At 69.5% G+C, this 26,502-nt stretch carries 25 protein-coding genes and 1 tRNA gene; 15 read left to right on the top strand and 11 right to left on the bottom strand.

The genetic code is table 11. From position 1 onward, the window contains the following. The 6 genes from ACI7YT_RS15515 to ACI7YT_RS15490 form a co-directional block, all read right to left on the bottom strand. Positions 1–1,083, bottom strand: coding sequence for an ATP-binding protein (locus ACI7YT_RS15515; RefSeq protein ID WP_406246695.1), 1,083 nt, complete (start codon positions 1,081–1,083; stop codon positions 1–3). Beyond that, positions 1,073–2,770 (bottom strand): SulP family inorganic anion transporter, encoded by a 1,698-nt coding sequence (locus ACI7YT_RS15510; RefSeq protein ID WP_406246693.1) that lies wholly within the window; start codon positions 2,768–2,770, stop codon positions 1,073–1,075. The genes ACI7YT_RS15515 and ACI7YT_RS15510 overlap by 11 nt, the downstream gene beginning before the upstream one ends. Beyond that, the gene (locus ACI7YT_RS15505; protein WP_406246691.1) at positions 2,767–4,086 is read right to left on the bottom strand and encodes a hypothetical protein; all 1,320 of its coding nucleotides are present in this window, start codon (positions 4,084–4,086) and stop codon (positions 2,767–2,769) included. The genes ACI7YT_RS15510 and ACI7YT_RS15505 overlap by 4 nt, the downstream gene beginning before the upstream one ends. 86 nt (positions 4,087–4,172) lie before the next feature. Beyond that, positions 4,173–6,323: an RNA polymerase recycling motor ATPase HelR gene (gene helR, locus ACI7YT_RS15500; protein ID WP_406246690.1), complete on the bottom strand. Its 2,151-nt coding sequence runs from the start codon at positions 6,321–6,323 to the stop codon at positions 4,173–4,175. A gap of 124 nt (positions 6,324–6,447) precedes the next feature. Beyond that, entirely contained in the window at positions 6,448–7,491 is a 1,044-nt protein-coding gene (locus ACI7YT_RS15495) for a LacI family DNA-binding transcriptional regulator (protein ID WP_406246689.1), read from the bottom strand. A 53-nt stretch (positions 7,492–7,544) separates the two neighbouring features. Next, positions 7,545–7,796, bottom strand: coding sequence for a hypothetical protein (locus tag ACI7YT_RS15490; RefSeq protein WP_406246688.1), 252 nt, complete (start codon positions 7,794–7,796; stop codon positions 7,545–7,547). A 108-nt stretch (positions 7,797–7,904) separates the two neighbouring features. Here ACI7YT_RS15490 and ACI7YT_RS15485 point away from each other — a divergent pair, with 108 nt between their 5' ends. The 3 genes from ACI7YT_RS15485 to sufU are packed head-to-tail and all read left to right on the top strand — an operon-like array spanning position 7,905 to position 9,969. Then, positions 7,905–8,246, top strand: a complete 342-nt coding sequence (locus ACI7YT_RS15485; protein WP_406246686.1) for a DUF6804 family protein — start codon at positions 7,905–7,907, stop codon at positions 8,244–8,246. Then, positions 8,243–9,526, top strand: coding sequence for a SufS family cysteine desulfurase (locus ACI7YT_RS15480; protein WP_406246685.1), 1,284 nt, complete (start codon positions 8,243–8,245; stop codon positions 9,524–9,526). Before ACI7YT_RS15485 ends, ACI7YT_RS15480 begins: the two co-directional genes overlap by 4 nt. Then, positions 9,523–9,969 carry a Fe-S cluster assembly sulfur transfer protein SufU gene (gene sufU / locus ACI7YT_RS15475; protein WP_406246683.1) on the top strand — a complete coding sequence of 149 codons (447 nt, stop codon included), beginning with the start codon at positions 9,523–9,525 and terminating at the stop codon, positions 9,967–9,969. Before ACI7YT_RS15480 ends, sufU begins: the two co-directional genes overlap by 4 nt. Positions 9,970–9,975: 6 nt before the next feature. Here sufU and ACI7YT_RS15470 read toward each other — a convergent pair whose 3' ends face one another. Further along, the gene (locus ACI7YT_RS15470; RefSeq protein WP_406246682.1) at positions 9,976–11,592 is read right to left on the bottom strand and encodes an MFS transporter; all 1,617 of its coding nucleotides are present in this window, start codon (positions 11,590–11,592) and stop codon (positions 9,976–9,978) included. Continuing rightward, complete coding sequence (locus ACI7YT_RS15465) at positions 11,589–12,284, bottom strand: ion channel (protein ID WP_406246680.1); 696 nt, start codon at positions 12,282–12,284, stop codon at positions 11,589–11,591. The genes ACI7YT_RS15470 and ACI7YT_RS15465 overlap by 4 nt, the downstream gene beginning before the upstream one ends. Before the next feature lie 190 nt (positions 12,285–12,474). Between ACI7YT_RS15465 and ACI7YT_RS15460 the strand changes: the two genes are divergently transcribed. The 6 genes from ACI7YT_RS15460 to ACI7YT_RS15435 are packed head-to-tail and all read left to right on the top strand — an operon-like array spanning position 12,475 to position 17,007. Beyond that, positions 12,475–13,344, top strand: coding sequence for a sulfurtransferase (locus tag ACI7YT_RS15460; RefSeq protein WP_406246678.1), 870 nt, complete (start codon positions 12,475–12,477; stop codon positions 13,342–13,344). A 44-nt stretch (positions 13,345–13,388) separates the two neighbouring features. Continuing rightward, positions 13,389–14,330 carry a GNAT family N-acetyltransferase gene (locus ACI7YT_RS15455; protein WP_406246676.1) on the top strand — a complete coding sequence of 314 codons (942 nt, stop codon included), beginning with the start codon at positions 13,389–13,391 and terminating at the stop codon, positions 14,328–14,330. A gap of 53 nt (positions 14,331–14,383) precedes the next feature. Next, positions 14,384–15,025: an NADPH-dependent F420 reductase gene (locus tag ACI7YT_RS15450; RefSeq protein WP_406246674.1), complete on the top strand. Its 642-nt coding sequence runs from the start codon at positions 14,384–14,386 to the stop codon at positions 15,023–15,025. Positions 15,026–15,076: 51 nt separating this feature from the next. Further along, positions 15,077–15,736 carry a GntR family transcriptional regulator gene (locus tag ACI7YT_RS15445; RefSeq protein WP_406246672.1) on the top strand — a complete coding sequence of 220 codons (660 nt, stop codon included), beginning with the start codon at positions 15,077–15,079 and terminating at the stop codon, positions 15,734–15,736. A gap of 3 nt (positions 15,737–15,739) precedes the next feature. Further along, positions 15,740–16,396 (top strand): hypothetical protein, encoded by a 657-nt coding sequence (locus ACI7YT_RS15440; protein WP_406246670.1) that lies wholly within the window; start codon positions 15,740–15,742, stop codon positions 16,394–16,396. 35 nt (positions 16,397–16,431) lie between these two features. Continuing rightward, positions 16,432–17,007, top strand: a complete 576-nt coding sequence (locus ACI7YT_RS15435; protein ID WP_406246668.1) for an asparagine synthase — start codon at positions 16,432–16,434, stop codon at positions 17,005–17,007. An 18-nt stretch (positions 17,008–17,025) separates the two neighbouring features. Here the strand turns inward: ACI7YT_RS15435 and msrB are convergent, their stop codons facing one another. Next, the gene (msrB, locus tag ACI7YT_RS15430) at positions 17,026–17,475 is read right to left on the bottom strand and encodes a peptide-methionine (R)-S-oxide reductase MsrB (RefSeq protein ID WP_406246666.1); all 450 of its coding nucleotides are present in this window, start codon (positions 17,473–17,475) and stop codon (positions 17,026–17,028) included. A gap of 204 nt (positions 17,476–17,679) precedes the next feature. On the opposite strand from msrB, the gene ACI7YT_RS15425 reads away from it, so the two are divergent. From ACI7YT_RS15425 to ACI7YT_RS15415, 3 genes are all read left to right on the top strand, one after another. Beyond that, positions 17,680–17,752, top strand: a tRNA-Arg gene (locus ACI7YT_RS15425). Between the two features lie 93 nt (positions 17,753–17,845). Beyond that, on the top strand, positions 17,846–19,321 hold the full coding sequence (locus tag ACI7YT_RS15420) for an L-serine ammonia-lyase, iron-sulfur-dependent, subunit alpha (RefSeq protein ID WP_406246664.1): 1,476 nt from the start codon (positions 17,846–17,848) through the stop codon (positions 19,319–19,321). After that, positions 19,321–20,076 carry an AAA family ATPase gene (locus ACI7YT_RS15415; RefSeq protein WP_406246662.1) on the top strand — a complete coding sequence of 252 codons (756 nt, stop codon included), beginning with the start codon at positions 19,321–19,323 and terminating at the stop codon, positions 20,074–20,076. The genes ACI7YT_RS15420 and ACI7YT_RS15415 overlap by 1 nt, the downstream gene beginning before the upstream one ends. 10 nt (positions 20,077–20,086) lie before the next feature. Here the strand turns inward: ACI7YT_RS15415 and hrpB are convergent, their stop codons facing one another. Continuing rightward, on the bottom strand, positions 20,087–22,645 hold the full coding sequence (gene hrpB, locus ACI7YT_RS15410) for an ATP-dependent helicase HrpB (protein WP_406246660.1): 2,559 nt from the start codon (positions 22,643–22,645) through the stop codon (positions 20,087–20,089). Positions 22,646–22,696: 51 nt separating this feature from the next. On the opposite strand from hrpB, the gene ACI7YT_RS15405 reads away from it, so the two are divergent. The 3 genes from ACI7YT_RS15405 to ACI7YT_RS15395 are packed head-to-tail and all read left to right on the top strand — an operon-like array spanning position 22,697 to position 24,827. Then, a complete protein-coding gene (locus ACI7YT_RS15405) occupies positions 22,697–23,293 on the top strand; it encodes a TetR family transcriptional regulator (protein ID WP_406246658.1) in 597 nt (198 codons plus the stop codon). 41 nt (positions 23,294–23,334) lie between these two features. After that, on the top strand, positions 23,335–24,096 hold the full coding sequence (locus ACI7YT_RS15400) for an ABC transporter ATP-binding protein (RefSeq protein ID WP_406246656.1): 762 nt from the start codon (positions 23,335–23,337) through the stop codon (positions 24,094–24,096). After that, positions 24,093–24,827: an ABC transporter permease gene (locus ACI7YT_RS15395; RefSeq protein ID WP_406246655.1), complete on the top strand. Its 735-nt coding sequence runs from the start codon at positions 24,093–24,095 to the stop codon at positions 24,825–24,827. The genes ACI7YT_RS15400 and ACI7YT_RS15395 overlap by 4 nt, the downstream gene beginning before the upstream one ends. A gap of 48 nt (positions 24,828–24,875) precedes the next feature. Here the strand turns inward: ACI7YT_RS15395 and ACI7YT_RS15390 are convergent, their stop codons facing one another. Continuing rightward, positions 24,876–26,495 carry an SPFH domain-containing protein gene (locus tag ACI7YT_RS15390; protein ID WP_406246653.1) on the bottom strand — a complete coding sequence of 540 codons (1,620 nt, stop codon included), beginning with the start codon at positions 26,493–26,495 and terminating at the stop codon, positions 24,876–24,878. Positions 26,496–26,502 lie beyond the last annotated feature (7 nt).

Genomic DNA, 26,502 nt, shown 5'->3' with positions numbered 1-26,502 from the left:
TCAGCGGATGCCGATGGGGACGTCCGACCCGCCCTCGCGCGTCAAGCGCGCCCCCATCTGCACCAGCTGCGGTTCGGAGGCGAACCCGCCGGCGAACAGCGCCTGTCCCTGCTGGAACTGCGGCGACTTCTCGAGCAGCTCAGACGGCGTGAAGCCGAAGATCTGGCCGAGCTCGTCCAGATCGCGGGTCGAGCTCATCTTCATCAGCGCGAGGTTGTCGCACTGCGAGATGACGTTCGGGTGCAGCTTCGACGGGCGCTGCGTCGACAGCAGCAGCCAGATGCCGTATTTGCGGCCCTCCGCGGCGATCTGGACGATGCGCTCGGTGAGGGCGCGGGCGAGAGGCGTATCGGCATCGGGAGCTGCGAGGTTGTGCGCCTCGTCGATGACGACGAGCCGACCGGTGCGCTCGTGCCGCTGCGCCCACAATCGATCCAGCACGGCCAGCGCGGTCGTCTGCAGCTGCGCGGCGGAGTCGAACCCGCCGAGGTCGATCACGGTCGCGTCGGGCAACTCGTTCACGACGTCTGCGACGTCGCGGTCGCCCCATGCCCACATGTCCCATTCGAGTACGCCGAGATTGCGCAGACGCAGGGCGAGGCGTCGGATCATCGGGTCGTCGTGGGCATCCAGCCACCCGGCGAGGTCGTGATCGTCGCCCATGTCGAACTCGGCACCGACGCGGAGCATCGCGTTGTACTCCTCGGCATCCAGTACCGGGTCCAGCTGCAGGACGGCAGCGCGCGAGCGGATGTCCATGTCGACGAAGCGCACCCGGAGGCGGTCATCGCCCTCGCCGCCGGGGCGGAGGATCCGGATGTCGCGGGACGCCAGCTGCGTCGCGGCATCCTCGGGTGCGGTGTCCTGCGGGGTGTCCAGGTGCACGAAGTCGGAGTTCGGGTCGAGCACGACCAACGGCAGCCGGGTGTGCAGCAGCACCTGCTCGAGCACGACGCCCAGCGCGTAGGTCTTGCCCGACCCGCTCTGCCCGCACCAGAACGTGTGGCGGTTGAACTTCGGCGCGCGCAGGTACGCGGGCTCCGACGAATCCAGAAGGGTGCCGATCGGCATCTCAGCGCTCATGATCGCCATCGTATTCGGTGCCGCGATCCTTGATCGCACTCAGCGCGTCGTCCAGCGAATCGCCCAACCGGCGGCGCAGCGGGAAGATGTTGCCCTCGCCGACGATCGCGCCGACGCCGGTCGCGTCGAGCTGATGCGCGAGACGCGGCTCGACACCGGTGATCATCAGCGTCGCCCCGTTGCGGCGCAGGTCGGCGGCGTAGTCCCTGATCATGGTGAGGAACGTGACCCCGAGCTCTTCGGTGCCGCGCAGGCGGATCACCACCGTCGCGCCGGCGGAGGCGGCGGTCGGCTCGGGCAGCTGTGCGCGGAAGGACTGCGCAGAGGCGAAGAACAGACTGCCGTATGCCGTGAGGATCACGGTCTCGCGCGGCGGAAGGTCGGCCGGCGGCGCGACCTCTCGCGGGTGGAAGGTGCCGTCATCGAACAGCCAGCGCAGCACGCGGATCCGATTCGACTGCCGCGCGATGTGCATCACGATCGACAGCCCGACCCCGACGAGCACCGCGTACTGCAGCGGGATGAGGATCGTGAGCACGAACGTCACGAGGAACACCGTGATCTGCATCGTTCCCGTGCGCCACACCATCATGATCTGGTGGATCTTGAAGGTCCGGATGCCGATGAGGATCAGCAGGGCGGCGAGGGCCGGCATCGCGACGTACTCGATGAGCGGACCGCAGATGAGCAGCGTGACGAGCATCACGACGCCCGCCGTCAGGTTCGCCAGCGCCGTCTTCGCACCGGCCGCACGGACCAGCGACGTGGCGGACATCGATCCGCCGACGGGCATGCCCTGCAGCATCCCCGTCGCGATGTTGGCGATGCCCTGGCCGCGGAAGTCCGCGGATGCATCGGGGTACTTGCCGTCCGGGTTCGGGACGGAGCCCGAGATCGCCGCACCCTGAACGAGCCCGACCAGCGCCAGTGACAGCGCGGGGACGAGCAGCGACAGCACCAGCATCGGATCCGGCAGCGATATGCCGGGCAGCGACCGGGTGACCTCGGCGAGATCGCCGACCGTCGCGACGGACTGATTCGGCATGAGCAGGGCGGCCGCCGACCCGACGATGACGGCCACGACCATCGCGAGCGCTCCGATCCTGGTGCGCTCGAGCAGCAGGATGATCGCCGCGGTGACAGCACCGACGATGAGGGACGGCCAGCTGAAATGCGCCATCCCGAGGGCACTGTCCAGCGCCCGCAGGATTCGGTTCGCGCCGGTGCTCGTGAACCCGGTGAGGTTGTCGAGCTGGCCGAGGATGATGTTGATCGCCACCGCGTTGACGAAGCCGATCAGGACGGCGGTCGGGATGAAGCGGACGAGGCTGCCGAGTCGCGCGAGCCCGAGGCCGAGCATGATGAGGCCCGTCATCACGGTGAGCGTGGCGATCGCGGTCGCCGCGAGGGCGCCCTGGATCTCGGGCACGTCGGCGAGGATCACCGACATCGCGCCGGTCGCCTGGATGCTCATGAACACCGAGCCCGTCGTCAGCGCGCCCGCGAACGTGCCGATCATGTACGCGTTCAGGCCGAACAGCGGGTTGACGCCGGCGAGGACGCCGGCCGCCAGCCCATCAGGGACGCTCTCGACGCCCAGCGCGACGCCGGCGACGAGATCCTTGCGAAGAGTCTTCCGCCCGCCGAAGCGGCGCAGATAGGCCTTCAGCGGTGCGGGGATCCTCATGGGACGGTCGGCGCGGGCTCTGGCTCGACCGCCGGACGGCGCAGGACCTCGACGAGCAGCAGCAGCACGATCACGCCGACCAGGGTCCACAGCACGCCGCCGATCGTGATCGGGCGGGACAGGAACAGGATCGCGACCGCACCGAGCACGATGATGACCCGCAGCGCGGAGGCCGCCTTGTCGACGAAGGCACCGAAGCCCCCGGTGCTCAGCCCGTAGCGCTCGGCGGTCCTGCGCAGCGTGTTCTCGGCGTCCTGACCGATCTGACGGAGCTTGCGCGCCGGACGCCACGGACCGGCGAACCACGCACCGACCGTGATGATCAGGGCCAGCACGGTCAGTGCGACGAGCGTCGAGTTCATGAGCTCGATGACCTGATCGAACACGACAGTGGCCGTGCCGGAAGGCATCACAGACGGGCTCACCGCACCGATGAAGAACTGCTTTCCGATTCCGAGACCGCCCAGCAGTGCGAGGAAGGCGATCGTGAGACCTGCGCCGGTCGCGACCACGGCGCGCGAGCGCTTGATCGACAGGGCGATGCCGGCGACGAGCAGCCCGAGCACGACCCAGGGCAGCCAGTACCCCGCGGCCGTGGCCACCTGGTACAGGGTGCGGATCAGCCCGAAGGACTCGGCCGTCGCCACGGGGATGCTCTTCTCGATCGTCGGGATCGCCTCGGCGAAGCCGAACCCGTTCTCGATCATGTAGTCCTTGACCTTGCCCACGACCACGCCGAGATCGATGGCGATCGTGCCGTCGTCGCTGAGGGTCAGCGCCGTTCCCTCCTGCCCCTGGATGATCGCGACGGCGCGTGAATGCGTCTCGCGCAACGTCGTCTCCCACACGTCCGCGAACACGTCGGAGGTCACGACCTTGTCGACCGCGTTCTCGATCAGTCCGTGAATGCCCTGGGCCGCAGGGACCGTGAGCAACTGGATCGCACTCTCCGCCCGTGGAGGAAGGTCGAGCTGGGTCAGGCCGTCGGCGAGGTCGTCGACGATGCCCTGGATGTCGAGGTTCTCGTCGATCGCGACCATCGCCTGATCGGAGATGTACGACTGCACCTGCGGGCTCTCGGCCAGCGGTGCGAACGTGGCGACGAAGCGGTCCGTGTCGACGAGCTGGACCCGCGCCCATGCGCCGAGCACGGCGATGGGGGCGAGCAGCACGGCGACGATGAGCAGGACGCCGGCGATGATGCTCCGACCGTGCACGCGCTTGCGGCGGGGCTTGGCCGCGCGCAGCGAGTCGTTCTCGGCTTCGAGAGCGGCGATCTTCGCCTGCAGCGCTGCGGTGTCCGTCTCGGCGGCCATGGTTCCCCCATCGATGTCTGTGGACCGCGGGCGGTCCGTGTCCACTGTGCAGGTGCGTGCTCCGCGGCGAGCGGCGTGCTCATCCCTCACGGGTGAGCGTAGCGCTCCCGCAGAACGACGAGCTCGCGAGTCGACCGCGTCATCGCGACGTACCTGTCCACCGCGCCTTCGATGCCATCACCCCACTCGTCAGGGTCGGTGAGCACGACGAGGTCGAACTCCAGCCCCTTGGCGGTCTCGGGCGTGAGCGACAGCACTCGCGGCGGTGTCGACCGCTCGCCCGTGCCGATCACGGCTGCGGTGCCGTCCTCGTTCGTGTCCAGCCAGTCGGCGAGCAGGCCGTCCAGCTCGGAGAGGATGCCGTGGCGCACCGGCACTCCGCTGGAGCGGATCGAGGTCGGCACGTTGGCGTCGGGGATCGCCGCCCTGATCACCGGCTCGGCCGCGGCCATGATCTCCGCCGGCGTGCGGTAGTTCACCGTCAGCGAGGCGACCCTCACGTCGCGGAGACCCGCGTGATCCAGATGCGTCTCCCACGTCTTGGTGAAGCCGTGCCTTGCCTGCGCGCGGTCGCCGACGATCGTGAAGCTGCGCGAGGGGCAGCGCGCCAGGAGCATCTGCCACTCGGCATCCGTGAGTTCCTGCGCCTCGTCGACGATGATGTGCGCGAACGGCCCTGCGAGCGGATCGGACGCGATCTCGGGCAGCGCACCGACATCGTCGAGGGAGTTGCGGAGGTCGTCCCCGCGGAGCATCGACATCAGGCCCAGGTCGTTGTCCGAGCTGGCGATCAGGTAGTCCGCGACGTCCTCGCGGTAGCTCCGCTCGGCCGCCAGCCGGGCGGAGCGTTCCCGGCGCGTCCGCTCGGCGGTCGGATCGCCGACGAGTCGGCGCGCGGCATCCAGGAAGGGCAGGTCGGATGCCGTCGATGGCGCGTCCTTCGACCGGATGAGCGCGGCGACGTCGGCATCCGAGAGCCAGGGGGCGCAGCGGCGCAGGAACGCGGCATCCGACCAGAGCGCCGCCACCAGCGCGGTCGGATCCAGCAGCGGCCAGGCGCGATCGAACGCCGCGGCGAGCCGCGTGCTCTCGGTCAGCGCCGGCGCGAGCAGTCGTTGGGGCACGCGTGCTCGACGCGCCAGGATCTCGACCAGCGCTCGCCAGACATCCGGCCGCGCGTCGTCGTGCGCCGTGCCCGGTTCGACCGCGTCGAAGGCGTCGGCCCAGTCGTCGGGCGCGAGCGGGATGTCCACCCACTCGGTCTCGACGACGATGTCCTGCTGGGGCGGCCGCTCGTAGGCGCTGACCGCGTTCGTCACGGCATCCAGCAGCCGAGCGTCGGCCTTCAGCGCGGCCGTGCGGGGGTCGGACTCGATCAGTGACGCCGCACCCTCCGGCACGAGGTCGCGCAACGTGCAGGTCTGCACGCCGTCCTCGCCGAGGCTCGGCAGCACGTCGTCCACATAGGCGAGGTACGGCTCGTGCGGACCGACGACGAGGACGCCGCCGCTGCCGCGTGCGATGCGCGGCTCGGCGTAGAGGAGGTACGCCGCACGGTGCAGCGCGACAACCGTCTTGCCGGTGCCAGGGCCGCCGTCGACGACGAGCGCGCCGTCGGAACCGGCGCGGATGATGGCGTCCTGGTCGGCCTGAATCGTCGCGAGCACGTCGCGCATCCGAGGCGACCTGCTCGCTCCGAGGCTCGCGATGAACGCGGACTGATCGTCCAGTGCCACGCGGTTCTCGAGGCCGTCGGCGACGAACACCTCGTCCCAGTAGTCGCTGATGCGCCGGCCGGTCCAGCGGTAGCGCCGTCGGCTCACGAGCCCCATCGGGTCGCCATGGCTCGCGGCGAAGAACGGGGCGGATGCCGGAGCGCGCCAGTCGATGAGAAGGGGTTCGCCCTCGGCATCCGACAGCCCGACGCGTCCGATGTAGACCGGGTCGCCTGTCTCGGGGACCATGCGCCCCAGGCACAGGTCGATGCCGTAGCGGCGCAGGACGCCCAGACGCGCGTTCAGCCGATGGATCTCGAGGTCGCGCTCGACAGCGGCTCCGCCGACGCCGGCCGGGGCGTGCAGCACGGCACCCAAGCGGGCGGATGCCGAGGCGACCGCCTCCTCGAGGGTGGCGGCGATGCGGTCGAAGTGAGCGAGGTCGTCGGCGATGAGGGACGGGTCCGCCTTGGCGGCGAGACGCTCGGGGAGGTCGAAAACAGTGGGGGACAGGTGGTTCACACGGGCTCCGATCGCACGCGACCGCCGGGTTTCGGCGGGCGCGACGGACCAGTATGCGCCCTGCAGGGGGCCTTGCCGCAAGCCCCCACCTCACCGGTATCCTGGAAGTGCGGGCAGGGCGGTGCTAGCGGCTCTCCGGCGGAGCGGTCGACGCCCTCAGCACCAGTTCGGTGGGCAGCGGCGGCGGCGAGGCCGCTTCCTCTTCTCGCAGCAGACCGAGCAGCGTGTGCGCCGCCGCTTCCCCTTTCGCGTCGACGTCCTGGCGAACGGTGGTCAGTGCGGGCGAGACGCGTGCGGCGATCGGATTGTCGTCGAAGCCGATGATCGACAGCTGTTCCGGAACGCGCAGGCCGCGATCCTTCGCACGTTCCATGACTTCGAGAGCCGCGAGATCGGAGAAGGCGAGGACGGCCGTCGGCGGGTCGTCGAGCATCCGATCGATCCGTTCGCGCAGCAGCTCATCGATCGCGAGGGCGGGCGTTCCGACGAGAATCGGATCGATTCCCGCCTGTGCGAGCGGACGCATCCACCCGTCCATGCGCCCGGCGATCGTGGTCGACTCGGTCTCGAGGGAGATCGACGACGCGGGGGCGTTGTCCGCGTCCAGCGCCGCCAGGATGATCGCGATGCGGGTGTGCCCGAGGTCGACCAGGTGCTGAGCCGCCTGGGAGGCGCCGGTGGCGTTGTCGATTCCGATGTCCGGCACCCCGGGGTGCGGCGAACCCTCGACGTTCACGATCGGCAGCCGCCGCTCCCGCAGCGTGGCGAACGCGGAGGTCGCGGTGTCGCACGAGTACACGATTGCTCCATCCATCGCGATGTCGCGGGCCGGGACCACGCCGATGTCCCCGGAGGAGTGCAGCAGGACGAGCGAGTAGCCGGCGTCGGCGAGGGAGCCGGCGACAGCTCGCACGAAGCCGACCGCGACGTCGTCGGTGAAGGCATCCCTCGGCGAATCGGTCAGCACCATGCCGACCACCCCGGTGCGTCCACGGGCGAGCGCGCGGGCCGCCGGGTCGGGGCCCGCGTAGCCCAGTTCGTCCGCGGCGCTCAGGATCCGTGCGCGCAGGTCGCCGGAGAGCTGGTCGGGGCGGGAGAAGGCGTTCGAGACGGTCATGCGGCTCACGCCGACGTGCTCGGCGATCGTCTTCAGCGTCACGCGCGCCATGTCGACCACCTCCGTCCCCATTGTGCCCGACCGGGGACTCTCGCCGGCCGAAGTCAGCACGGATCGGTCGCGGTGGCGACGCGTTCCGGCCGCGGCGGTTCGATCGCCTCGGCCAGGCGCCGGATGCCGCGGGCCAGCGCCGCTCGCACACGTCTGCGCCGCTGCGCCCTCGCCCCTGCGGCGAGAATGCGATCCCTGGCACGGAGGGCGTCGAGCCGTCGCTGGCGATGAGGGTCGCGCGCGACGTCCTCGCGTTCGGCCTCGTGGTCGGCGAGGACGAGGGTCGTGATCGCCTGATGCTCCATGGGAGCTCCTTTCTGTAGCGGTACAGAAAGGAGCGTACTGTACCGGTACAGAAAAGGCCAGAGGCTTTTCACGGGGCGCGAAGGACCAGCACCTGGGAGACTGGATGCATGCACGCCTCCCGTCCGCCGGAACCGCAGTTCCAGCGCAACGCGCTCGCGCCGGGCATCCTCGCCGCGATCGCCCTGTTCCTCTCACCCCTCGTCCCCGAGGGCCTCGGTGCCACGATCGTGCGCTTCGCCGTCGCGGTTCTGGCGCTCATCGTCGCGTGGTTCGCGGTCCAGGCCGGGCAGTGGTGGTGGACGATCGTGTTCCTCGCGGTCGCCGTGTTCTGGAACCCGATCGTCGCGGTCGAGGTGGTCTACGGCGTGTGGGCGATCGGCGGCGTGATCGGAGCCGTGCTGTTCCTCACCGCCGGCGCGCTCATCAAGAACGAACGGACGCCGTCATGACCGGTGCACTGACCGACGCAGAAGCGCGCCGACTCAAGACGGACTTCCCGATCCTGCAGACGTCCGTGAACGGTCATCCGCTCGTCTACCTCGACTCGGGGGCGACCTCGCAGCGCCCGCTCGCCGTGCTGGATGCGGAACGCGATTATCTGCTGAACCTGAACGCGGCCGTGCACCGCGGCGCGCACACGCTCGCCGCCGAGGCCACCGAGGTCTTCGAGGATGCCCGTGCGACGGTCGCCGATTTCATCGGTGCGGACGAGGGCGAACTGGTGTGGACCTCGAACGCGACCGAGGCCGTCAATCTCGTCGCCTATGCCTTCTCGAACGCCTCAGCAGGGCGCGGAGGCGTCGCGGCAGAGCGGTTGCGGATCGGCCGTGGCGACGACATCGTCACCACGGAGATGGAGCACCACGCGAACCTCATCCCGTGGCAGGAGCTGGCGGCGCGCACCGGTGCGAATCTGCGGGTCATCCCGGTCGACGACGACGGCGCGCTGCGACTGGACGAGCTCTCCTCGTACATCACCGAGCGCACACGGCTGGTCGCAGCCACGCACGTCTCGAACGTGCTGGGTGTCGTGAACCCGATCGATCGCCTGGTCGCCGCCGCGCACGAGGTGGGAGCGCTGTTCCTGCTCGACGCGTGCCAGTCCGTGCCGCACCTGCCGATCGATGTGAACGCACTGGACGTCGACTTCGCGGTGTTCTCGGGGCACAAGATGCTCGGGCCGACCGGTATCGGTGCGCTGTACGGCCGCAGGGAGCTGCTCGAGTCGATGCCGCCGTTCCTCACCGGCGGTTCGATGATCACGACCGTCTCGACGACCGAGGCCGAATACCTCCCGCCGCCGCAGCGCTTCGAGGCGGGCACCCAGCGCGTCTCTCAGGCGATCGCGCTCGCCGCGGCCGTGCGCTACCTCGACGGAGTCGGGATGCCGCGGATCGCCGCGCACGAGGCCGAGCTGGGGTACCGGCTGGTCGACGGGCTGGGCGCGATCGAGGGCGTGCGGGTCCTCGGCGCCGGCATCGACCTGCCGCGCGTCGGCCTGGCGAGCATCGATGTGACCGGCATCCACTCGCACGACCTCGGCCAGTTCCTCGACGACCGCGGCATCGCGGTGCGTGTCGGGCACCACTGCGCCCAGCCGCTGCACCGCCGTCTCGGGGTCACGTCCTCGACGCGAGCCAGCACCTACATCTACAACACGGCCGACGACGTGGACGCCGTGATCGACGGCGTCGCCGCGGCCATCGACTTCTTCCGGAGGGTCCGATGAGTTCATCCGATCTGCAGAACCTGTACCAGGAACTCATCCTCGACCATTCCCGCACGCCGCACGGGTACGGGCTGCGCGAGGAGGTGCGGTCGCAGTCGCACCAGGTGAACCCGACCTGCGGCGACGAGATCACGCTCCAGGTGCACCGTGCGGAAGACGGCACGATCGAGGCGATCGCGTGGGAGGGGCACGGCTGCGCGATCTCGCAGGCATCCGCTTCGCTGTTCGCCGAGCTCGTCGAGGGGATGCCGCAGGCAGAGGTCGAGCGTCGGATCGACGTGTTCCGCGAGGCCATGCGCTCGCGGGGCAAGATCGAGCCCGACCCGGACCTGCTCGGAGACGCGGCGGCGCTCGGCGGCGTCTCGCGCTACGTCGCCAGGGTCAAGTGCGCGATGCTCGCGTGGGTCGCCGCCGAGGACGCGCTGCGCAAGCTGGAGAGCTGAGGATGCCTACGCGGCGGCAGGCTCGTCGCGTCGTCGCGGCACCGGACGTTCGGCCGGGATGCCACGGGAGAACAGCAACGACAGCAGGCTGATCCCGATCAACCCGACGAACGCCACACGCAGGGATGCCAGTTGTGATTCGCGGTAGATCTCTGCGAGGACTGCCGCCTCATCGTCGTCGAGGCCCGCTTTCGTCGCCAGATCGTCGACGTCAGCGGCCGGCACGATGGTGACGCCGCCCTCTGTCGCGGTATGGACGACCGCCCGGGTCTCTTCGGGCAGGCTGCTGGCAGCCACCCCCGAGGTGAACGACGTCGACAGTGCCCCGATCAGCACCGAACCGATGAGTGCGGTGCCGAGTGACGAGCCGAGGTTCTGGAAGACGCCCTGCAACCCGCCGACCTCGCTGGTCTGCTTCTCCCTGACGCTCGACATGTTGACGTTTCCGAGCTGGGAGGCCAGCAGGCCCAGTGCGCTGCCCGCGAAGAACATCCCGAGCGCGAACAGTCCGCTGCGCAAGTCCTCCGTTGCGGCCCCGAGCAGCAGCAGCGCGCTGCCGACGAGCACGAACTGGCCGATCCTTACGATGCGCCGGGGTGACCACCGCGAGGACAAGCGCGTTCCGACGATCGAGAACAGGATCAGCGAGATCGACAGCGGGAAGATCTTGATCCCTGTCTCGAGGGCATCCATGCCCAGAGTCATCTGAAGATACACGGGCACCATGAAGAAGAGCCCCGCGGTGACGGCGTACTGCGCGCCGAGTACGGAGAGTCCGCTGCGCAGCGGCGTGATCGAGAAGAGCTCCACGTGCAGGAGCGGCGATCTGCCGTGCGAGACCAGCTGTCGTTGACGCCCGATGAACAGCGCGATGAGCACTCCGCCCGTTCCGATGCACCACGCGGTCAGAGAGACGCCGAGCGGTGCCAGCGGTGCGCCGGCGATCACGGGCACGTGCAGCGGCACGACCCAGCCCCAGGTCTTGCTCTGCAGCATCCCGAACACGATCAGGACGAGCCCCGCGGAGGACAACAGGATGCTGAGGGCATCGATGCGTACCTTCTGGCGTTCGGTCGCATCGGTGATGATGCGCGCGAAGAGCACGACGCCGATCATGATGACGACTTCGGCGACGAACACGTAGCGCCAATCGAGGTAGGTCGTCACGAACCCGCCGATGAGCGGACCGGCCGCGACAGCGGCACCCGAAACAGCGCCGATCACGGCGAACGCGGTGACCCGTTCGCGTCCGCGGTAGTTGTCCGCGACGAGTGCGGCGATCGCGGGGATCACGAGGACGGCGCCGAGTCCTTCGATGATCGACCAGCCGAGGAAGAGCGTCTGCACGTTCGGGCTCACTGCGGTGACGAGCGAACCGATCGCATAGATGCAGGAGCCGATCACGAAGGCGCGGCGTCTGCCCCAGACGTCGCCCAGCTTCGCTCCGAGCAGCATGAAGGCGGCCATGGTCAGGGTGTAGAAGGTGATCGCGGTCTGCATCGCCGCGACGCTCGTGTCGAGGTCGTCGACGACGGTGGAGATCGACACGTTCATCACGGTCCCGTCCAGAACCATCACGAACTGGGCCAGGCCGAGCACGATGACGACGTTCCACCTCTTCACGACGGCCTCGCCCCTCGCATGATCCGGGCGACGGCGGTGATGAGGAAGAACTGACCGACGATCGCCTCGGCGACGGCGATGCTCTGCACCCCTGGACCGACCGGCACGATGTTGCCGAAGCCGGTCGTCGTGAGGGTCGTGAAGGAGAAGAACAACTGTGCGGACAGGGAATCAGGACCCGCGTCGCCGAAGATCGGGCCGGCGCCTGCGAGCCCGATCAGGTTGTAGACGAAGGTGAAGAACATTCCGACCAGGGCGTAGGCGGTCAGAGCTGCCAGGAGCGCTTCGAGATCGAGGCCGCGTCGATGCACCTGGTGCGCGATGATGGCCGCGGGGGCGATCAGGAACGCGATGGCGGATGCTGTGGCGAGCGCGATATCGAGGGCGTGTCCACGCGTGTCGATGATCTGGACGATGATCGCGGCGGCGCCTGCGACGCCGAGGACGATCCAGGCGGTGCGCTGAACCGCCGTTGCGACGTCGGTGATCCGCAGGATCACGACGACCGTGACGAGTTGGACGAGAAAGGCGATCGGGCTCGGATCCGTCGTGGACTGCACGGCGCAGAGGCCGTAGGAGATGACGAGCAGACCGAGGACCAGCCAATAGCCGGTGCGCCATCCTGGTCCAGGACCGGAGACGGAGTCGCTCCATCGGCGTCTCGTTCCGGCACCCACCCCGCTCTGTTCCATGCCCGCTCCTCGCTGCCGGTGAGTGCGGCGAGGCTGTCATCGGCGATCTGAGGTGAGTATCGCAGTCCTGGGACGGATGTTCCAGATGCTTCACGAAGTTCGTGCATCACGTGTGACGCCGTGTTTCGTCGCGTGAAGCGAGGTGTCGCCGACGGGTGACGGCCTGCGCTGACGCGCGGATGCTGGTGCCATGACCAATCTCGTCAGCCCGGCGCAGCTGATCCACCTTCAGCGATGCGCCGAACACGGTGAAGGGCCCGCGGTGCGGGTGCTCGACGTGCGCTGGCGTCTGGATCGCCCCGAGGGGCGGCCGGAGTACGTCCGTGCGCATCTCCCCGGTGCGGTGTACGTCGACCTCGAGCATGAGCTCGCCGACCGCGGACAGCCGGAGCGGGGGCGGCATCCGCTTCCCTCCGTGGAGAACCTGCAGGCCGCGGCCCGCGGCTGGGGTCTGGGTGCCTCCGACATCGCGGTCGCGTACGACGACAATCGCGGCGTGGCCGCGGCGCGGCTGTGGTGGCTGCTGCGGCGCGCCGGCGTCGATGCGCGCGTGCTCGACGGAGGCATCCGCGGCTGGGTCGCCGAGGGGCTGCCGCTGGAGCCGGGGGATGTTCTGCCCGAACCAGGAGACGTCGTGCTCGTGGCCTCCGATGACGGGCGGATCGCGCTCGAGGAGATCGAGGCGTTCGCGCGCACCGGCGTGCTGCTCGACGTCCGCACCCCCGAGCAGTACAGCGGGGCGCGGACATCGCTGGATCCGGTCGGCGGGCACATCCCCGGCGCGGTGAACCTTCCGGCCATGGCGGTCGTGGACGGGGACGGGCGGCTGCGGCATCCGGACGCGCTGCGGCGCATCTTCGCGAGCGTCGGTGTCGGGACGAACGCGCAGGTGGCGGTGTACTGCGGCTCCGGCGTCGCGGCGATGCACACCGCGCTCGCGCTCGACCAGGCCGGGATCCGCGCGGTCGTGTATCCCGGGTCGTGGAGCGAATGGTCCAATCAGCGCGGCCTGCCCGTGGCGATCGGCATCCTCCCGAACGGGCGGCTCTCCGCGGTCTGACAGCCGGTGGACGCGGCGCGTGCACAGGGCGCAGGATGGATGCCGTGACCGTTCGCCTGGAGCCACTGCCCGCCGATCGCTTCGATGCTTGGCTGGCTGCCATGCGGGAGCGTCTGATCCGTCGGCATCGCGAGTCCGGGTTGCGCCCCGGCGCGGATGCCGAAGAGCACGTCGACGCGATCGTCGCGCAGCTGCTGCCTCAGGGCGGTGCGAGCGGAGCGTCGTCGGTGCTCGGCATCCTGATCGACGAGGTCGAGGTCGGCACAGTCTGGTTGAGTCTGCCGGGGGAGCGCGGCTTCCTGATCGATGTGCACACGGACCGCGAGCTCGATGCGGACGAGCAGGACGGCGTCATGGCATTGATCGGGAACGCTGCGCGCGAGACGGGCGCCGTCACTCTCTCGGCCGACGTCTTCGCCGGCGATGACGAGACGCAGCGCCTGCTCGATGGTCGAGGATTCGAGGTGTCGTCGATCCAGATGATGCTCGATCCGCTACCGGGGCGGGCGGATGCGGACGAGCGGATCGAGGTCGTGCCGATGTCGGTCGAGCGCTTCTCGCGCTTCGCCTCCGATGCCGAGCAGGGCTTCGCCCAGGAGCTGGCGGCCACGGGACGGATCTCGCTCGAGGATGCTGCGGAGGAGGCCCGGCGGCAGTTCCGCACCGAGCTCCCGGATGGCGTCGACACCGACGGGCAGGAGCTGTTCACGGCCACCGTCGACGGCGAGGAGGTCGGCGTGCTGTGGCTGGCGCGGCGCACGCGGGGCGGCGCACCGCACGGCTTCATCCTGGACATCGAAGTGGATGCCGTGCATCAGCGTCGCGGGTACGGTCGTGCGCTCATGCACGCGGCGGAGCGCGAGACGCGACGGATGGGCGCCGCATCGCTGGGCCTGCACGTGTTCGGCGGCAATGCTCCGGCGGTCGCACTCTACGAGCAGCTCGGCTACCGACGCCTTCAGGAGCTCGTGGTGAAGAAGCTCTGACGTCTTCTTCCGACACACAGGAATACGCATCACCGCCGCGCGTTGCCGCTGACATGACAACTCTCGGAATCATCGGTGCAGGACACATCGGCTCGCAGGTCGCACGCGCGGCCATCTCCGCCGGATACGACGTCGTGATCGCGAACTCGCGCGGACCGGAGACCTTGGCGGATCTGGTTGCGGAACTCGGGCCGAAGGCGCGCGCCGCCACCGCAGTCGAAGCCGGCAGGGCAGGCGATGTCGTCGCCGTGGCGGTTCCTCTCGGCGCTCTCGATCAGGTTCCCGTCGAGCCGCTCGACGGGAAGATCGTGCTCGACGCGAACAACTACTACTTCGAACGCGATGGACGCATCCCCGCGCTCGACGAGGGGACCACGACGACGTCGCAGCTCGTGCAGGCTCACCTTCCCGGTTCGAAGGTCGCGAAGGCGTTCAACCACATCTTCGCGCGGGAGATCACCTCGGACGCGACGCCGTCCGGCACCCCGGGCCGTCGCGCACTGGCGACGTCGAGCGATTTCCCCGAGGCGGCCGAGTTCGCGACGCGCTTCTACGACGAGGTCGGGTTCGACACGGTCGATGTGAGCCCGCTCAGCGAATCCTGGCGCGTGGAGCGGGACCGGCCCGCCTACGTGGTGCATCTGACCGCCGACGAACTGCGCGAAGCGCTGCCGAAGGCCAACCGGGTGCCCTGATCTGGGATACCAAAGGTGGTGCGATCCCCGGTCAGGTGGGAGAATCCATCCATGACGGGGGTCGAAGTCGCGGAGCTGGAGTCGGTGCGGGTCACGCGCCTGCTGCGCGACGACATCGTCCTCGGCCGACGAGCGCCCGGTTCCCGGCTCATCGAGCGGGACATCGCCGCGGAGTTGAACGTCTCCCGACTGCCGGTTCGCGAAGCGATCCGTCGCCTGGTCGTCGAGGGGATCGTCGTGGCACGTCCGCGGACCTGGGCCGTCGTGAAGGAGTTCACGGCGCAGGACGTCCAGAATGTCGCCGAGGTGCGCGAAGCGTTCGAGACTCTGACGTTCCAGCTGGCGGCGCAGAGACACGACGCCGCCGGCCTCGCCCGACTGCGGGCAGCACTCGATCGGGAGACGGAGAGCGCACGAGCGGGCGACCTCGACTCCGGGCGGCTGGCCGCCGGCGAGTTCCATACGTGCGCCGCCGATCTCGCCGGGAACGAGATGCTCAGCGAGATGCTTCAGGTGTTCTCCACACGGCTGCGCTGGCTCTTCGGGCAGCACGATGATCTCGACGAGATGGTCGCCGAGCACGAAGCGCTCTTCGCAGCCGTGGCAGGCCGTGATGTCGAACTGCTCGGTGAGCTCGTGCCTCAGCATCTTTCGCGCGGCACGGCGCTCGCCGAGCGACGGTTGCGCGAGCGCACCGAGTTCGCGGTCTGAACGATGCGCGCGATGCGAGTGCTGTCGTTCGCCATCGGCGGGCTGCTGCTCGTCGCAGGAGCGGGGTTCGTCGTCCTGGCGGGCCAGCAGCGCGGGGATGACGAAGCTCAGCGGCAGCCGGTGCCCGCGGCCGACCGGGAACTGACGCACACGCTGACCGGGATGCGCATCACGGTCGCCGAACTGGAGGCGACGGTCGTCGCGCTCGTGGAGGCACGCCCGCATGACGTTCCGAAAGGGCGGCGGGTGCAGACGGCATCCTCGGTTCAGGGAGCGGATGCGGATGGCCACGCCCGCGTGCGGGCGGCACTGGATCTCGTCGGCGGCGAGGATGTCGGCCTGGAGCAGTCCTCGTCCTGCGCCGGCGGCACAGCCGCGGCCTGCGCCAACAGCAACGGCTACATCAAGTACCGTGCCGATGTCGCCACCTGGAGCGAGAGCCGGCTGAACTGGGCGATGGCGCACGAGCTCGCGCACATCCATCAGTTCCGCGTCTGGGGGACGCTGAACGACTCAGGCGCCTACCAGGAGATGTTCGGAGGGGATCCGGAGTTCCTGGCGAACTGCATGGCGGTGGTGCGCGGGTATGCGGGGTCGGTCGGGTGCGATGCGGAGCAGCAGGCCTGGGCATCCGGAATCTGGGTCGGCGTCGTTCGGTGAACTCGTGCCGGTACGATTTCAGGAAGGAGGTCGACGTGGGTCGGACAGCGGATGCCATCGCGGAAGGCGTGGCGATCGCCACGGCCGCGACCAGGCTGGCTGTGAAGAATCACATCCTCGTCGGGACGATCGCACAGGGCGGCGTGTTCGACACGGATCGCTACCTCCAGGACGCCCGTGAGTCCCTGCTCGCGATGGCGAAGGAATCCGAGGACGCCGCCGACATGGTGACCCGGTGGCGCAAGCGCGCCAGGGGCCGGCACTCGGACCCGTCGGGCACGCACGACTACCGCGACCGCGACGTGCGCAACCTGCGCCGGCGGGCACGGCAGTCCACCGGCGTGGCCACGCGGTTGCGGGCGATGGCCGAGGACGACGAGAAGATGCGCGCGCTGGTCGAGGAGGCCAGGGCGGCCGCGTGGGCCGATGTGCGACACAATCTCGACCGTCGGCTGCGCGTCGAGGGCATGCGTCCTGACCAGGACCCGGAGTACGAGACGATGCGCGAAGCTCGCATGCAGGCGCTCCGCCTCGTCGATCTGCAGGCGCTCTCCTCCGAGCAGCGTGCCCGCCGCAAGCGCGAGTCAGAGGCGGAGTCGGAGCCCGCTTGACCCGCGCCGGCGCGGGTTCTACGCCTCGTCGAACAGGCGTCGGTACTCGCCGTAGCCCTCGTCATCCAGCTGGTCGACGGGGACGAAGCGCAGGGCCGCGGAGTTCATGCAGTAGCGCAACCCGCCGCCGGAGGACGGTCCGTCAGTGAAGACGTGGCCGAGATGGCTGTCTGCACCGGACGAGCGGGCCTCCGTGCGCACCGACCACAGCGTGCGATCTGTGCGGGTCGTGATCGCCTCCGCATCGATCGGGCGCGTGAAGCTGGGCCACCCGGTTCCGCTGTCGAACTTGTCGATCGATGAGAACAGCGGCTGCCCGGAGACGACATCCACGTAGATGCCGGCGTCGTGGTTGTCCCAGTACTCATTGCGGAAGGCGGGCTCGGTGGCGTCCTGCTGAGTGACATGGAACTGGTTCTCGGTGAGGGCGCGCAGCGCGTCCTCGGTCTTGCGGTACACATTCGACATGATCTGTCTCCTTGTCCGACGCCGCTGGCTGCGGCGTCTCTGGATGCAACAGCGCAGGCGCGGGGTTTGGTCCCGCGTGGCTGGGAGCAGGCTGTGACTTGGGTCGATGGCCGCTGCGGACGAGTTGCGGTCTCGATTCGCTCCGGCGCTGATCCTCATGTATTCTTGACGACGGCCCGGAAAGCGTTCTGCCGGACAGGCCATGCGCCCGTAGCTCAATGGATAGAGCATCTGACTACGGATCAGAAGGTTAGGGGTTCGAGTCCCTTCGGGCGCACACTGTGTTGAGACAGTACTGAAACCCCGTCGCGAAAGCGGCGGGGTTTTCTCTTTGCGCTTCGGTCCACGAACGTCAGCGTAGCCTGGACACGTGACTGCGTACGTCTCGGCCTTCGACCTCTTCTCCATCGGTGTCGGGCCGTCGAGCTCGCACACCGTCGGGCCGATGCGCGCGGCGCTGGACTTCGTCCACCGCATCCCGCTGGATGCCGTGGCCCGCGTCACCTGCACGCTGTACGGGTCGCTGGGAGCGACCGGCATCGGGCACGGCACGCCGGATGCCGTCGTCGCAGGGCTTCGGGGCCTGAGCCCCGAGACGTGCGACCCCGCCGAAGTAAGGCAGGCGTGGGCGTCGTACCCCGAGGGCGCTCCGCTGCTGCTCGCCGGGCGGCAGGGGATCGCGTTCGACAAGGACGACATCGTGTTCGCCCCTCGGACGCGATTGCCGGCGCATCCGAACGCCATGACGATCACCGCCTACGGCGCGGATGCCGAGGAGATCGCCGAGGAGACCTACTACTCCGTCGGCGGCGGCTTCATCCGCCGTGAGGGCGAGGACGCGCCGATCGCCGGGGCAGAGCAGCCGTTCGCCTACCGGGATGCCGCGACGCTGCTCGATCTGTGCGACGAGCACGGGCTCACGATCGCGGAGATCGCCCGGCGCAACGAGACCTCGCTTCGTTCGGAGTCGGAGGTCGCCGCAGGCCTCGACGCCATCTGGGACGCGATGGCCGGCTGCGTGGACGCCGGCCTGCATGCGGACGGCGTGCTCCCCGGCATCCTGAAGGTGAAGCGACGGGCATCGGCCATCCGCGCCCAGCTGGAGGCCGCGGAGGCCGACAGCGGACGCGAGATCCCTGGCGAGTGGCTGGGCGCGTTCGCGCTGGCGGTGAACGAGGAGAACGCCGCGGGCGGACGAGTCGTCACGGCCCCCACGAACGGCGCCGCCGGCATCCTCCCCGCCGTGGCGATGTACTGGTGGCGCTTCCTCGCCGACTCGGGACTCGGATCCGGGAACGCGGTGACGCCGCACGGCGAGCTGGTCGGCAGCGCGCTGCTGCAGTCGCCGACCGAGCCCGCCGAAGCAGACGCGCTCGATGACGAGGCGATCGCGGAGGCGAACCGTCGACGAGGCATCCGACGATTCCTGCTGACGGCGACCGCACTCGGGTCGCTGTTCAAGGCGAACGCCTCGATCTCCGGTGCCGAAGGCGGCTGCCAGGCCGAGGTGGGCTCGGCCTGTGCCATGGCCGCTGGGGGCCTCACCGCCGTGATGGGCGGCACGAACCGGCAGATCGAGAACGCCGCCGAGATCGCGATGGAGCACCATCTGGGGCTGACCTGCGACCCGATCGGAGGGCTCGTCCAGATCCCCTGCATCGAGCGGAACGCGATCGCGGCATCCACAGCGGTCACGGCCGCACGGCTCGCGCTGCGAGGCGACGGACAGCACTACGTCTCACTGGATGCCGTGGTGGAGACCATGCGCCAGACCGGCCTGGACATGTCGACGAAGTACAAGGAGACCAGCGAAGGCGGGCTCGCGGTCAACGTGATCGAGTGCTGATGGCGTCGATCTGGGAGCCGGGCAGCCGGCGCAGGCGCGAGCAGCCCGTGGTGTCGGTGCGGCCAGTGGACGATGCCCCGGCACCGGGCGGACGGTGGCCCACCAGCATCCCCGCGGTCGCACAGGTGCTGCGGGAGGGGATCGACCTCGCGCCGGGGGTGACCTTCCTCGTCGGCGAGAACGGCAGCGGCAAGTCGACGATCGTCGAGGGCGTGGCCATCGCGTACGGGCTGTCTCCCGAAGGCGGCTCGCGGAACGCGAGGCACAGCACGCGTCCGACCGAGTCGCCGCTGTCGGACTGGCTGCGCCTGCAGCGCGGTGTCGGTGCCAGCCGGTGGGGCTTCTTCCTCCGCGCCGAGACGATGCACTCGTTCTACACGTATCTCGAGGCGAATCCGTCGATGACCATGCCGGATGTGCCGTTCCACGAGATGAGTCACGGCGAATCGTTCCTCGCGCTGCTGGGCAGCAGGTTCCGCGATCCGGGATTCTACTGCCTCGACGAGCCGGAGGCAGCGCTCTCGTTCCAATCCACGCTGACGCTCATCAGGGTGCTGCAGCGGATCGTCGATGACGGTGGCCAGGTGCTGTGCGCGACGCATTCGCCCGTGCTGGCGTCGCTGCCCGGTGCGCGGATTCTCGAAGTCGGCGAATGGGGCATCCGGTCGGCGCAGTGGGAGGATCTCGAACTGGTCCGGCACTGGCGGTCGTTCCTGGACTCGCCGCCGCGCTATCTGCGGCACCTGCTCGACTGAGCACGAGAGATCAGGTCCCGGCGGCTCGGCGCTTCGTGTGCCGGGTGGGCGCGGCCGACCACGGGTCCTCCGGCCACGGATGCTTCGGATACCGGCCGCGCATCTCGGCACGCACCTGCGCATACGGGCCGGCCCAGAAGGATGCGAGGTCTCCGGTCACGGCCAGGGGGTGCCCGCCGGGGGAGAGCAGGTGGAACAGCACCGGTACCCGCTCTCCGACCAGCCGCGGCGTCTCGGCCCACCCGAAGCACTCCTGCAGCTTCACGGCGACGACCGGACGGGCCGTCGCATCATCGACCGGCGGGTATGCCAGGCGGATCCGTGATCCGCTGGGCACCTCGAGGCGTTCGGGGACCAGAGCGTCGAGGTCCTTCGCCGCCGGCCAGGGCAGCAGTCGTCGCAGTGCGGTGGCCAGGTCGATGCGCGCGGCAGGTGTCCCCGTGGCGAGTGCCAATAGCTCTGGCCCGAGCCAGGCATCGAGGGTGTCCAGGAGCGCGGTGTCCGCGACATCCGGCCAGGGGGAATCGAGTTCGCGATGCAGCAGCGCGAGGCGTCGCCGCAGTCCATCCGCCGCCTCCGACCAGGTGAAGACTCCGAGACCCTGCTCCTGCACGGCACGGCGGACGGCATCGCTGCCGCCGTCGTCGGCCTGCACGCGAATCGGGACGGATGAGCGGATGATCGCGCCGATCCGGCGCTCGCGACGAGCCATCACTCGACCGTCGGAGAACCGCGCCTCGACGCGATCCGTGACCAGGTGGGTCGCCGCCTGCTCCGCCTGGCGCTCCGAGATGGTCGCTGCCGAGCGGATGATCGCTCCGGTGCCGGCGGCCGCTCGCCCCTGCGCGCGGGCGACGTCGGCCACCGCGAGCCATTCGGCGCCCGCGAGCGGGCCGCTGATCCCTGCGCGCGTACCGGATGCCAGGAGGAACACGGCGCCGGCGGTGGAATGATCCACCCGCCGGGCGATCCGCTCTGGGAAGGCGAGCGCGATCAGAAGACCGGTCGGATCGTCCTCTGTGCGCACACCTGCTCGCCCTTGCACGAACGTCGAGAGGCGACGCGCCTCCTGCTCCCAGCGCCGCGCGTCGGGGCTTCGCCCGTTCCGCAGCGTCGAGAGCGTCGCTGCGGCATCGGCGTCGGCAATGCGGAGATCGGAGCTCAGCAGTGCGACGACTTCGGCCGCGGCGCGCGCCGAGGCGATGCTCGCGCCGTCGCGGAGAGCGCGCGCGAGGCGAGGGTCGGTCGGGATGCGGGCCAGGCGTCGCCCCTCAGCGGTCGCACGGCCCTCGGCATCGATCGCGCCGAGTCCGTGCAGCACGTCCACGGCGTCGCTCAGGCTGTCGGCGGGAAGCGGGTCGACCAGCCGAAGCCCCGCACCGCCCGGCGCGCCCCAGCAGGCGAGAAGCAGGGCGGCGTCGGTGAGGTCGGCCGTCGCGATCTCCGGGACGGGCCGCGCGGGGGCGGCGGCGAAGCTGCGCTCATCGACGCACCGCACCACGACGCCCGGCCCTTCGCGAGTCGCGCGCCCGGCGCGCTGCGTCGCCGAGGCGCGCGACGTCGGCCCCGTCACCAGGCCGTTCATGCCGCGTGCCGCATCGCGTTGCGGGGCACGGGACAGACACGTGTCGACGACCAGCCGAACCCCGGGAACGGTCAGCGATGACTCGGCGAGCGACGTCGTGACGATGATCCGCGCGGCCTTGCTGCCCCCGCGACCACTGATCACGGCATCCTGCTCTGCTGCCGAGATCTGCCCGTGCAGCTCGCGGACGTCGAATTCGGCGGCGAGATCTCGGATGCGACGAGCGATCTCCGAGACTTCGCGCGCGCCAGGGACGAAGACGAGGGCGTCCGCGGTCGGATCGGCGCGCACTACGCCGCGGTGCGCATCGACGGCCGTGCGCGCGACGTGGTCGAGGAAGGCCCGCGTCACACCCCGTTCGTCCAACCGAGGCGTCGCGCTCGGCGCCCAGCGCACCTCGAGCGGATGAGCGGGAACCGTCTGGGCCACGACAGGGGTGGGCGAAGCATCCGTGCCGAGGACGGCGGCGAACAGATCGGTGTCGAGCGTCGCCGACATCGCGACCACGACGAGGTCATCGCGCAGCTCGCGCACCTCGCCGAGCAGACCGATCAGCAGATCCGTCTCCAGAGCGCGCTCGTGCACCTCGTCGATCACGACGGCACCGACCCCTTCCAGACCAGGGTCATCGAGCAACCGGCGCAGCAGGACGCCGGCGGTGATGAACTCGATCAGGGCGGAGCGCTCCACCTGGCGCTCACCGCGCACGGTGAAGCCGACGCGCGACCCGAGCGCCGATCCGTCCAGGTGGGCGAGTCTTCGGGCCGCGGCGCGTGCGGCGACGCGTCGCGGCTGCGTCACGATCACGCGGCCGGCAACGCGGCCGGCGACGATCGGCGGGACGAGGGTGGTCTTGCCCGTACCGGGGGGCGAGCTGATGACGACGGCTGTGCTCCGGTCGAGCGCCGCGTTCAGGTCGTCGGATGCTTCGGCGAACGCGAGTCCGCGGCCGATCCTCGACAGGTCGAACGGCGCAGTGGTCACCCCTCCAGTCTCTCGCGTTCCCCGCGTGCATCGGCGCGTAGGCTGAGCGGCATGACCGAGCATCGCGCACCGCGGCGACGCGGACGGCCGCGCGGGGGAACGGATTCGCGTGCGCGGATCATCGCCGCGGCGGTGGACGAGTTCGGCGAGCGGGGCTACGACGGATCGACGATCCGGTCGATCGCGGGCAGAGCCGGCGTCGATCCGGCGCTCGTGCATCACTACTTCGGCACGAAGGCGGACCTCTTCGCGGAGGCGGTGGGCATGCCGCTGCGTCCGGATGCGGATGTACCGGCGATCCTCGCCGGCCCGCGCGACGAGGTCGGGGAGCGGCTCGTGCGCTACATCCTCGAGGCGTTCGAGGATCCGGATGTGCGACGTCGCGGGGTGATGCTCATGCGTACGGCCGTGGCCAGCAAGCTCACGACGCCGTTGCTGGCCGGATTCATCTCTCGTGAGTTGATCGGACGCATCGCGCGGGCGCTGGACGTGCCGGATGCCGAGTTGCGCGCGAGCCTGGTCGCCTCGCAGATCGCGGGGCTGCTGCTGACCCGGTACGTGCTGAGGTTCTCGGCGCTGGCCGAGGCATCCATCGACGAGCTCGTCGAGCGCATCGGACCGACCGTGCAGCGGTACCTGTTCGACTGATCCCCTTGACGCGGAGGCCGACGCGGAGAACTATTCATCACATGATGAATAACGCGGTCGAGATCGCAGGTCTTCGAGTGCGGCGAGGGACGACAGCCGTGTTCGACGGCGTCGACCTGAGCATCCCGCGCGGCGAGATCACGGGGCTTCTCGGGCCGTCCGGATGCGGGAAGACCACGCTGATGCGGTCGATCGTCGGCGTGCAGCGGATCGCGGCGGGCGACGTCACGGTGCTGGGCGAGCCCGGCGGCTCGCGGAAGCTGCGCAAGCGTGTCGCCTACGGCACGCAGGGCGCCGCCGTGTACGGCGATCTCAGCGTTCGTCAGAACCTCGCTTACGTCGCCGGACTCCTGAACGCGCCGCGCAGCGACGTCGATCGGGTCATCGACGAGGTGGGCCTGCGCGCGCAGGCCGGACAGCTCGTCGATTCTCTCAGTGGCGGCCAGGAGACGCGGGTGTCGCTCGCGATGGCGCTGCTCGGTGCTCCGGAGGTGATCGTGCTGGACGAGCCGACCGTGGGGCTCGATCCGGTGCTGAGGGCGGAGCTGTGGGGCCTCTTCCGCGGGCTCGCAGACCGTGGCGTGACGATGATCGTGTCGAGCCATGTCATGGACGAGGCACTGCGCTGCGACCGGCTGCTGCTCATGCGCGCCGGCCGGATCATCGCAGACACCACGCCGGCGGCGCTGCTGGAGGACACCGGCGCGGAGGATCCGGATGCTGCGTTCCTCGCGCTGATCGAACGGGATCAGCGGGAGCATCCGACGTCTCGTCGGAGTGCACGTGAGGAGGCCGCCGAATGAACGCGCGGCGCCTGTTCGTCACCGCGGGCCGGGTGCTGACGCAGCTGCGGCACGATCCGCGTTCGATCGCACTGATGCTCATCGCGCCGAGCCTGCTGATCGGCCTGTTCGCCTGGCTGTTCAGTGATCAGGAAGGCGTGTTCGACCAGTTCGGCGGCGCGATCCTGGCGCTGTTCCCGTTCATCGTGATGTTCCTCATCACGTCGATCACGACGTTGCGCGAGCGGCGGTCGGGGACGCTGGAGCGGCTGATGACGACGCCGCTCGGCAAGGCGGATTTCATTCTCGGATATGCGTTGGCGTTCGGGCTGATGGCGCTGCTGCAGGCCGCGATCACGGTGTCGTTCGCCGTATGGGTGTGCGGGCTGGACGTGGACGGCCCGCTCTGGCAGCTCGGGCTGGTGGCGGTCGTGGATGCGCTGCTGGGCACAGCGCTCGGGCTGCTGGCCAGCGCGTTCGCGCAGACCGAGTTCCAAGCGGTGCAGTTCATGCCGCTGCTGGTGTTCCCGCAGATCATCCTCGGCGGACTCTTCATGCCCCGCGATGAGATGCCGGACGTGCTGTACGCGATCTCGGACTGGCTGCCGTTGAGCTATGCGATCGACACGATCAACGCCGTCGCCGCGGGTGATGAGGGCTGGGATGTGTTCGGTCCGCTGCTGATCGTCATGGCTTTCGCCGTGGGCGCGCTGGTGCTGGCGTCGCTCACGCTTCGTCGTCAGACGCCGTGACACGACGAAGGCGCCGGCCGCGACCTGCGGACCGACGCCTTCGAATGCTCACTCGGCCGGTGCGGGCGGCGGCGGGGGAGCGATGGTCGAGTCTGCGGCGGCCTTGGCGGGTTTCGTCGTGGCGGGGGCGGGCGTCTTGGTCTGCGCCTGCGAGACGCCTTCGCCGATGCCGCGGCCGACGGCCTGGCCCTGGATGATGGCGGCGAGGTCGAGGCCAGTGGCCGAGCTGACGCTGTCGAACACGGACTTCAGTGCCTTGGCGCTGTCGCCGCCGATGACGCTGGATGCGCCGTCTTCGCCCGACGTGCCGCCGATGATCGAGATGTTGCCGATCGCGGCGTAGCCCTTGGAGAACTCGCCCATGATGGTCGGCAGCACGTCGATGACGCGCTGGGAGAGGAAAGCGTCCTGGTTGGAGGCGATGGCCCTCGCTTCGGCCTCGACGGCGGCCGCGCGGGCCTCACCCTCGGCGCGGATCGCATCGGCTTCCGCGTTGGCCCGCAGGCGGCGGGCTTCGGCTTCAGCCTCGGCGAGGGCGCGCAGCGCCGCCGCTTCACCCTCGGCCTTGGCCTGGGCTGCGGTCGCTTCACCCTGAGCGCGGGCTTCGTCGGCTTGCGCCTGCTGCTCGGCGATGCGTGTACGAGCCTCGGCCTGCTTGACCTGCTCGATCGCGGCCGCTTCGGCGGCGCGCTCGCGCGTGTACAGCTCTGCCTGAGCGCGGGTCTCGGCCTCGTAGCGCTGCGCGTCGGCGACGCGCTTGACGTCGGCGTCCAGCTGCGCCTGCTTGTTCTCGGCCTGCTGCTGGAGGACGGCCTGCTCTGCCTGCGCCCTGGCCAGGTATTCGGCCTGCTCGGCTTCGGCGCGGGCACGGCCGATGCCGGCGTCCGCGTTGGCGGTGTTCGTGTCGAGCGCGGTCTGCTCGATCAGGTTGGCTTCCTTGTTGGCGATGTTCTTCTGGTTGATCGCACGGTCGGCGTTGGTCTGCGAGATCTCGGCCGCCTGACGCTTGGCCTGGATCTCGGGTGCGCCGAGCGACTGGATGTAGCCGACGGCGTCGGTGATGCCCTTGATCTGGAAGGAGTCCAGGATCAGACCCTGCTCGGCGAGCTCCTGCGAGACGTCGGCGGCGATCTGGTCGGAGAACTTCTTGCGCTCGCGCATGAGCTCGACGACCGACAGGGTCGCGACGATGCCGCGCAGGGCGCCCTCGAGCTGCTCGGTGGTGAACTGCTCGATGGCGGCGTCCTGCGAGGCGAAGCGCTCGGCGGCACGGCGGACGTAGAGGGGGTCGGAGCCGATCTTGACGATCGCGACGCCGTCGACGTTGAGCGTGACGCTGTCGAGCGACTGCGCTTCGGCGTTCAGGGACACCTGGCGCGAGCGCAGCGAGATGATCTCGTGCCGCTGCGTGATCGGGTTGACGAGGGACTTGCCGTTCACGATGACCGTGACGGGCGATTCCGACATCTCCGAGCTGCTGGTGCCGTCGGCGGCGATGACCGCGCGCTGCACCTTCTGCTTGCGTCCAGAGATGACCAGCGCCTCATCGGCGCGCGCGACCTTGATCCAGCTGCGTGCGAACAGCAGCGCGATCAGCGCGAAGACGATCAGGATCACGACCCCGATGCCGACGAGAACCAGGATGCCGACGACTCCGGCAAGCTCCATGTTGTAT

Source organism: Microbacterium sp. M (assembly GCF_045181065.1).
Taxonomy (GTDB): domain Bacteria; phylum Actinomycetota; class Actinomycetes; order Actinomycetales; family Microbacteriaceae; genus Microbacterium.
Note: the sequence above shows the minus strand (reverse complement) of the source record. Positions and strands in the feature narration are given on the sequence as shown.

Bases quoted from the DNA above. Each gene is read 5' to 3' on its own strand.
- ACI7YT_RS15505 (WP_406246691.1), bottom strand. From the start codon at position 4,086: ATGGCCGCCGAGACGGACACCGCAGCGCTGCAGGCGAAGATCGCCGCT.
- ACI7YT_RS15510 (WP_406246693.1), bottom strand. From the start codon at position 2,770: ATGAGGATCCCCGCACCGCTGAAGGCCTATCTGCGCCGCTTCGGCGGG.
- sufU (WP_406246683.1), top strand. From the start codon at position 9,523: ATGAGTTCATCCGATCTGCAGAACCTGTACCAGGAACTCATCCTCGAC.
- ACI7YT_RS15515 (WP_406246695.1), bottom strand. From the start codon at position 1,083: ATGAGCGCTGAGATGCCGATCGGCACCCTTCTGGATTCGTCGGAGCCC.
- ACI7YT_RS15390 (WP_406246653.1), bottom strand. From the start codon at position 26,495: ATGGAGCTTGCCGGAGTCGTCGGCATCCTGGTTCTCGTCGGCATCGGG.
- ACI7YT_RS15415 (WP_406246662.1), top strand. From the start codon at position 19,321: ATGGCGTCGATCTGGGAGCCGGGCAGCCGGCGCAGGCGCGAGCAGCCC.
- ACI7YT_RS15450 (WP_406246674.1), top strand. From the start codon at position 14,384: ATGACAACTCTCGGAATCATCGGTGCAGGACACATCGGCTCGCAGGTC.
- ACI7YT_RS15405 (WP_406246658.1), top strand. From the start codon at position 22,697: ATGACCGAGCATCGCGCACCGCGGCGACGCGGACGGCCGCGCGGGGGA.
- ACI7YT_RS15480 (WP_406246685.1), top strand. From the start codon at position 8,243: ATGACCGGTGCACTGACCGACGCAGAAGCGCGCCGACTCAAGACGGAC.
- ACI7YT_RS15490 (WP_406246688.1), bottom strand. From the start codon at position 7,796: ATGGAGCATCAGGCGATCACGACCCTCGTCCTCGCCGACCACGAGGCC.
- ACI7YT_RS15400 (WP_406246656.1), top strand. From the start codon at position 23,335: ATGATGAATAACGCGGTCGAGATCGCAGGTCTTCGAGTGCGGCGAGGG.
- ACI7YT_RS15440 (WP_406246670.1), top strand. From the start codon at position 15,740: ATGCGCGCGATGCGAGTGCTGTCGTTCGCCATCGGCGGGCTGCTGCTC.
- msrB (WP_406246666.1), bottom strand. From the start codon at position 17,475: ATGTCGAATGTGTACCGCAAGACCGAGGACGCGCTGCGCGCCCTCACC.
- ACI7YT_RS15445 (WP_406246672.1), top strand. From the start codon at position 15,077: ATGACGGGGGTCGAAGTCGCGGAGCTGGAGTCGGTGCGGGTCACGCGC.
- ACI7YT_RS15395 (WP_406246655.1), top strand. From the start codon at position 24,093: ATGAACGCGCGGCGCCTGTTCGTCACCGCGGGCCGGGTGCTGACGCAG.
- ACI7YT_RS15465 (WP_406246680.1), bottom strand. From the start codon at position 12,284: ATGGAACAGAGCGGGGTGGGTGCCGGAACGAGACGCCGATGGAGCGAC.
- ACI7YT_RS15485 (WP_406246686.1), top strand. From the start codon at position 7,905: ATGCACGCCTCCCGTCCGCCGGAACCGCAGTTCCAGCGCAACGCGCTC.
- ACI7YT_RS15460 (WP_406246678.1), top strand. From the start codon at position 12,475: ATGACCAATCTCGTCAGCCCGGCGCAGCTGATCCACCTTCAGCGATGC.
- ACI7YT_RS15495 (WP_406246689.1), bottom strand. From the start codon at position 7,491: ATGGCGCGCGTGACGCTGAAGACGATCGCCGAGCACGTCGGCGTGAGC.